This is a genomic window from Streptomyces acidicola, assembly GCF_009377235.1.
GTDB classification, from domain to species: Bacteria; Actinomycetota; Actinomycetes; order Streptomycetales; family Streptomycetaceae; genus Streptomyces; species Streptomyces acidicola.
In genome coordinates this window covers 1-6,915 of the sequence record NZ_VMNX01000360.1, presented here as the reverse complement: position 1 = coordinate 6,915, position 6,915 = coordinate 1, and the positions used below count along the sequence as shown (strand labels likewise).

Sequence of the window (6,915 nt, the reverse complement as noted above, 5' to 3'; positions counted from 1 at the left end):
TCCCCGTACCGCCCCTCCTCACGCCGCTACCCCGACCCCGTGCACCTGCGGGTCGAGGACATCGACGAGTTCCCTTACGTCCACGTCGAAGACCACGGCCGTCTCCGTGCGCTGCTGGACCGGAGCGCCCGGCTGCGTGAATCCGTGCTCGGCAAGGGCGAGTTGATCGACCGCGACGCCGTGTGGGAGGCCAAGCGGGAAGCGCTGGAGCTGGTGCACGCCGTACCGCTCGGGCCCGGCCGGCGGGCCGCGTACTGCGACTTCCTCGCCGAGGAGGGCGAGGCGCTGGAGGACCACGCCACGTGGTGCGCGCTCGCCGAGGTGTACGGCTCCGACTGGCACCGGTGGCCCGCCGGTCTGCGCGACCCCCGCTCGTCCGCGACCGCCCGCGCCCGCGCCGAGCTGATGGACCGCGTCGACTTCCACAGCCGCCTGGCCTGGCTCACGGACGCCCAGCTCGCCGCCGCCCAGCGCTCCGCGCGGGACGCGGGGATGCCGATCGGGCTTGTGCACGACCTGGCGGTCGGCGTGCACCCCGGCGGCGCCGACGCGTGGGCGCAGCAGGAGTACGTCGCCCCCGGCATGTCGGTCGGCGCGCCCCCGGACGCCTTCAACGCCCGCGGCCAGGACTGGGGCCTGCCGCCCTGGCGCCCCGACCGTCTCGCCGCCTCCGGCTACGCCCCGTACCGCCGACTGCTGCGGGCCCTGCTCCGCCATGCGGGCGCCCTGCGCATCGACCACGTCATGGGGCTCTTCCGGCTGTGGTGGGTGCCGCTGGGCCAGGCGCCGACGGAGGGGACGTACGTCCGCTACGACGCCGAGGCGATGCTCGCGATCCTGGTGCTGGAGGCGTCGCGGGCCGGGGCGCTGGTGATCGGCGAGGACCTCGGGACGGTCGAACCGGGCGTGCGCGAGTCGCTGAACGAGCGTGGCGTGCTGGGCACTTCGGTGCTGTGGTTCGAACGCGACTGGGAGGGCACGGGACTGCCGCTGCCGCCCGAGCGCTGGCGCGCGGACTGCCTGGCCACGGCCACCACCCACGACCTGCCGCCCACCGCATCCCGGCTGACCGGCGACCACGTCCAGCTCCGCGACCGCCTCGGCCTGCTGACCCGCCCCCTGGCAGAGGAACGTGCCGAGGCCGCCGCCGACACGAGCGAGTGGCTGGCCCTGCTGTCCCGGCTGGGCCTGCTGCGGGGCGCGAGCGGCGGCATCTCGTCCCGCTCGGAGGAGGCCGAGATCCAGGCCGTCCACCGTTTCCTGCTGCGCACCCCGGCCCGCATGATCGGCCTCTGGCTGCCGGACGCGGTCGGCGACCGCCGCCCGCAGAACCTCCCCGGCACCTGGGACCAGTACCCGAACTGGCGCCTTCCTGTCGCCGACGCCGACGGCCGCCCGGTGACCCTGGAGGACCTGGCCTCCTCGCCCCGGCTGCACGCGCTGGTGGACGTGCTGAGGGGGCGCGGGAGCCGGGACGGGGGACCCTGAGCACGCTGAGCCCGCTCTGTACGGCACCCCGGGCGCGCTGCCGTTTCACGCGTTCGCTACGTTTGCACCGTGGACAAGAAGAACGCCCTGCGCGCCGGCGCCCTGGCTGCCGGTACGACGCTGATGATGCTGCTCATGTCGTCTCCCGCGCTCGCGCTGACGCGCGACGACGGTGACGACCCGGGTCCCGGCCTTTCGATGATCGAGACGCTGGGTCTGTTCGTCGTGGCGCCGATCGCGCTGTTCCTGCTGATCGCGGGCCTGACGTGGGTCCTCGACGGGTCCACGGACCGCGAGCCGAAGACCAAGGCCAAGACGAAGGCCGCGACGAAGGCCGACGCCAAGGCCTGACGGCCGCCCAGTCGTCCACAGCTACAGCCGCAGGCCACAGCTTCCGCCCTCCGCCGAGGGCGTCCGAGGCCATCCGAGGGCACCCACCGCACGTGTGCGTGGTGGGTGCCCTCGGCGTGTTCTGCCGGCCTGGAAGACGCCCCGCCAGCGCTCGGTCCCCGTCTGACGGGTCGCGCCGCCGTATGTTGGCAAACGGTCGTAGGCAGACAGTCGTCGGCCAAGCAGAATGCTGACCCGGAAGGGGTCGTCATGACCGGCACCGCAGACCCGACGCGCACCACCAGCACCCCCCGCCCCGCCACCGCGCTTCGCGACGTCATCGTCGTCGGCGCCGGGCCCACCGGTCTGCTGCTGGCCGGCGACCTCGCCGCCGCGGGTGTTCCGGTCACGCTCGTCGAGAAGCGCCCGCACGGGATCAGCAACCTCTCCCGCGCCTTCGCCGTGCATGCCCGCACCCTGGAGCAGCTCGACGTACGCGGCCTCGCCGACGAACTGGAGGCGAGGGGCCGGACGGTCGACCGGATCAGGCTCTTCGGGCGGCTCAGCGTACGGCTGGACACGCTGCCCTCACGCTTCAACCACGTGCTCGTGATCCCGCAGTACGAGGTGGAGGAGGTGCTGGAGCGGCGGGCGGCCGAGGCCGGTGTGCGGTTCCGGTACGAGGCCGAGGTCACCGGGGTCCGGCAGGGCGGTGACATGGTGACCGTCGAGGTCCGCGACCCGCGTGGCGAGGACGGGCCGGAGGAGCTCACCGCCGCGTACGTCGTCGGAGCCGACGGGCATCGCAGTGCCGTGCGCGAGGCGATCGGCCTGCCGTTCCCCGGCAGGTCGGTCATCCGGTCGGTCGTCCTCGCGGACGTACGGCTCGACGAGGAACCCGAGATGCTGCTCACCGCGGGCGCCGTCGGTGACGCGTTCGCCTTCCTCGTGCCCTTCGGCGACGGCTACTACCGCGTCATCGGCTGGCACCGCGGCCGCGACGTCCCCGACAGCGAGCCACTCGAACTCGACGAGGTCAGGGAGATCACCCGGCTTGCCCTCGGCCGCGACTACGGCATGCGCGACGCCCGCTGGATGTCCCGCTTCCACAGCGACGAGCGCCAGGCACCCGCCTACCGGGTCGGCCGTGTCTTCCTCGCCGGGGACGCCGCGCACGTCCACAGCCCGGCCGGCGGCCAGGGCCTGAACACCGGACTCCAGGACGCCGCGAACCTCGGCTGGAAGCTCGCCGCGGTCCTCGGCGGCCACGCGGACTCCGCCCTGCTGGACACCTACCAGGCCGAACGCCACCCGGTCGGCAGGTCCGTACTCCGCAGCAGCGGCGGCATCGTCCGGCTCGCCATGGCCAAGTACCCCTGGACGCTGGCGTTCCGGTCCGTGCTCACCATGTTCCTCAACCGGGTCGGCCCCGTCCGCGCCCGCGTGATCGGCCAGGTCACGGGCATCGGATACAAGTACGGCTCCCCCCGTGGCGCCCACCGGCTCGTCGGCAACCGCGTCCCGGACGTCACCCTCAGGAGCGGCCGCCTTCACGAGGCGATGCGCGGCGGCCGGTTCGTCCTCATCACGCCCCGTACCTCCGCCAGTTCGTCCCCCCGTACATCCCCCTGTTCACTCGGCCTGCACACCGCCGGGGACCGCAAGGACCGCCTCACCGTGGAGGAATGGGCGAGCAACCGCCGTACGACAGTGCTGGTGCGGCCGGACGGATACGTGGCCTGGGCCGCGGAGGACGCGAACGGCCCGGCGGTCGAAGCTGCCCTGACCGCCGCCGTCGGCGCCCGCTGAGTCAACTCACCGGGCGCCTCCGACGTCGTACACCTACGCCTGCGCCGCCGCGTCCGCCGCCTGGGCCTTCAGAGCGCGCTCGACGCCCGAGCGGGACTCCGAGACGAGCCGGCGCAGCGCCGCGTTCGGCTCGGCGTCGGTCAGCCAGGAGTCCGTGCGGTCCAGCGTGGACTGCGCCACCTGGATGGACGGGTACAGACCGACGGCGATCTGCTGGGCCATCTCGTGGGAGCGCGACTCCCAGATGTCCTTGACCACCTCGAAGTACTTCTCCGCGTACGGAGCGAGCAGCTCGCGCTGGTCGGTCTGGACGAAGCCCGCGATGACCGCCTCCTGCACGGCGTTCGGGAGCTTGTCGGACTCGACGGCCGAGGCCCAGGCCTCCGCCTTGGCCTCCTCCGACGGACGCGCGGCCCGCGCCGACGCCGCGTGGCGCTCGCCCGCCGCCGTCTTGTCGCGCTCGTACTCGCCCGCGATCTCCGTCTCGTCGAAGCGCCCCACCGCCGCGAGCCGGTGCACGAACGCCCAGCGCAGCTCGGTGTCGACGGACAGTCCCTCGATCGTCTGCGTGCCCTCCAGCAGCGCGTCCAGCAGGTCCAGCTGCTCCGGCGTGCGCGCGGTCGCCGCGAAGGCGCGCGCCCAGGCCAGCTGGTGGTCGCTGCCCGGCTCGGCCGCGCGCAGATGGGCCAGCGTGGCGTCCGTCCAGCGGGTCAGCAGCGCCTCGCGGGTCGTCGGGTCGGCGTACAGGTCGATCGCGAGCTTCACCTGGCGGTGCAGCGACTGCACGACGCCGATGTCCGACTCCTTGGCGATGCCCGACAGGACGAGCGACAGGTAGTCGCGGGTCGCGAGCTCCGCGTCGCGGGTCATGTCCCAGGCCGAGGCCCAGCACAGGGCGCGCGGCAGGGACTCCGCGAAGTCGCCGAGGTGCTCGGTCACGAAGGCGAGGGACTGCTCGTCCAGGCGCACCTTGGCGTACGACAGGTCGTCGTCGTTGAGCAGGACCACGGCCGGGCGGCCCCTGCCCACCAGCTGCGGTACTGCGGTGAGCTCGCCGTCGACGTCCAGCTCGATGCGGTCGTCCCGCACCAGCCTGCCGGTGGCGTCGCGTTCGTACAGGCCCACGGCGATGCGGTGCGGGCGCAGGGTCGGCTCGCCCTTGGCGCCGGCGGGGAGGGCCGGGGCCTCCTGCCGGATGGCGAAGGAGGTGATGACACCGTGCTCGTCGGTCTCGATCTCCGGCCGCAGCACATTGATCCCGGCCGTCTCCAGCCACTTCTTCGACCATGTGCTGAGGTCACGCCCGGAGGTCTCCTCCAGGGCGCCCAGCAGGTCGGACAGGCGCGTGTTGCCGTACGCGTGCGCCTTGAAATAAGCCTGTACGCCCCGGAAGAACTCGTCCATGCCGACGTAGGCGACGAGCTGCTTGAGGACGGAGGCACCCTTGGCGTAGGTGATCCCGTCGAAGTTGACCAGGACATCGTCCAGGTCGCGGATCTCGGCCATGATCGGGTGGGTGGACGGCAGCTGGTCCTGCCGGTACGCCCACGTCTTCATCTGGTTGGCGAAGGTGGTCCAGGAGTGCGGCCACCGGCTCTCGGGCGCGTACGCCAGGCAGGCGATCGACGTGTACGTGGCGAACGACTCGTTCAGCCACAGGTCGTTCCACCACTCCATCGTCACGAGGTCGCCGAACCACATGTGGGCCAGCTCGTGCAGGACGGTCTCGGCACGCACCTCGTACGCCGCGTCCGTCACCTTCGACCGGAAGACGTACTGGTCACGAATGGTGACCGCACCCGCGTTCTCCATCGCGCCCGCGTTGAACTCCGGCACGAAGAGCTGGTCGTACTTCTTGAACGGGTACGCGTAGTCGAACTTCTCCTGGAACCAGTCGAAGCCCTGCCGGGTCACCTCGAAGATCGCGTCCGAGTCGAGGAACTCGGCGAGCGAGGGCCGGCAGTAGATGCCGAGCGGCACACTCTGCCCGTCCTTCTCGTACACGCTGTGCACCGAGTGGTACGGGCCCACGATGAGCGCCGTGATGTACGTGGAGATGCGGGGCGTCGGCTCGAAGACCCAGACGTCGTCCTTGGGCTCGGGCGTCGGCGAGTTGGAGATCACCGTCCAGCCGGAGGGAGCCTTCACGGTGAACTGGAAGGTGGCCTTCAGGTCGGGCTGCTCGAAGGACGCGAACACGCGACGGGCGTCCGGCACCTCGAACTGCGTGTAGAGGTAGGCCTGGTTGTCGACGGGGTCGACGAACCGGTGGAGCCCCTCACCGGTGTTGGTGTACGCGCAGTCGGCCACGACCCGCAGGATGTTGCGCCCCTCCAGCAGCCCCGGCAGGGCGATCCGGGAGTCCTCGAACACCTCGGCGGGGTCCAGGGAGTCCCCGTTCAGGGTCACCTCGTGGACGGTCGGGGCCACCAGGTCGATGAAGGACTCCGCGCCGGTCTCCGACACGCTCTCCGAAGCGTTCTGCGCCACGTCGAAGCGCACCGTGGTCACGGACCGGTAGGTGCCGCCCTCCTGCGCGCCGGAGAGGTCGAGATCGATCTCGTACGAGTCAACGGTGAGCAGCTTCGCCCGCTGCTGAGCCTCTTCACGGGTCAGGTTTGTGCCAGGCACGCGGTCATCTCCTCGGTGTGTGCGGTCCCGGCCATCCTTCCACGGGACCCATGGGGAACGCGATGTCCGTTTCCTGCCGGTGAACAGGCCGTACAAGCGTGAGGCTGGCCTTCATGACGACATACGTTTCACGCCCCATCACCCGTGTGGTCCTGAAGGAGTTGCGCTCCGCCGACGATGCGGGGCGTCGGATGGTTCCCGTGACCGATGAGGAGGGTGGTGCGCCGCTGCGTTGCTGCCTACGGCGTAGTGAGCGCGGGGAGGTCATCGCGCTCGTCTCGTACGCTCCGTTGCGGCGCTGGGCGGCTGAGACGGGGGCGGATCCCGGCGCGTACGACGAGCAGGGGCCCGTCTTCATCCATGCGGAGGAGTGCGGGGGCCCTGCCGGGCAGGGGTATGCGTTCACGGGGGCGCGGCGCACGGTTCGCCGGTACTCCGCCCATGGTCACATCCTGGGAGGGCGGCTCGTGGAGGTGGAGAGCGCCACGGGTGCCGCGGCGTTCGACCAGGCCTTCGAGGAGGCGTTCGCCGATCCTGATGTGGCGGTGGTGCATGTGAGGGCGGTGGAGTACGGGTGTTTTCTGTACGAGGTAGGCAGGGGGTAGGTAGGCGGCGCGTGAGGGATTTCGCCCCCGCCGCCCCTACCCATTCCCGTCC

Annotated in this window: 5 protein-coding genes; 4 read left to right on the top strand and 1 reads right to left on the bottom strand. The window is 71.5% G+C overall.

The window, feature by feature from the left end; genetic code table 11:
• The 3 genes from malQ to FPZ41_RS43550 all read left to right on the top strand — a co-directional run.
• Positions 1–1,488: 4-alpha-glucanotransferase (malQ, locus tag FPZ41_RS43560; protein ID WP_152870089.1), on the top strand; the 1,488-nt coding region annotated here is incomplete at its 5' end.
• 69 nt (positions 1,489–1,557) lie between these two features.
• Entirely contained in the window at positions 1,558–1,839 is a 282-nt protein-coding gene (locus tag FPZ41_RS43555; RefSeq protein WP_322621486.1) for a hypothetical protein, read from the top strand.
• A 249-nt stretch (positions 1,840–2,088) separates the two neighbouring features.
• Positions 2,089–3,627 (top strand): FAD-dependent monooxygenase, encoded by a 1,539-nt coding sequence (locus tag FPZ41_RS43550; RefSeq protein WP_152870087.1) that lies wholly within the window; start codon positions 2,089–2,091, stop codon positions 3,625–3,627.
• A 33-nt stretch (positions 3,628–3,660) separates the two neighbouring features.
• Here FPZ41_RS43550 and pepN read toward each other — a convergent pair whose 3' ends face one another.
• Entirely contained in the window at positions 3,661–6,258 is a 2,598-nt protein-coding gene (pepN, locus tag FPZ41_RS43545) for an aminopeptidase N (protein ID WP_322621485.1), read from the bottom strand.
• A 113-nt stretch (positions 6,259–6,371) separates the two neighbouring features.
• Here pepN and FPZ41_RS43540 point away from each other — a divergent pair, with 113 nt between their 5' ends.
• Positions 6,372–6,863 (top strand): DUF1203 domain-containing protein, encoded by a 492-nt coding sequence (locus FPZ41_RS43540; RefSeq protein WP_152870085.1) that lies wholly within the window; start codon positions 6,372–6,374, stop codon positions 6,861–6,863.
• Positions 6,864–6,915 lie beyond the last annotated feature (52 nt).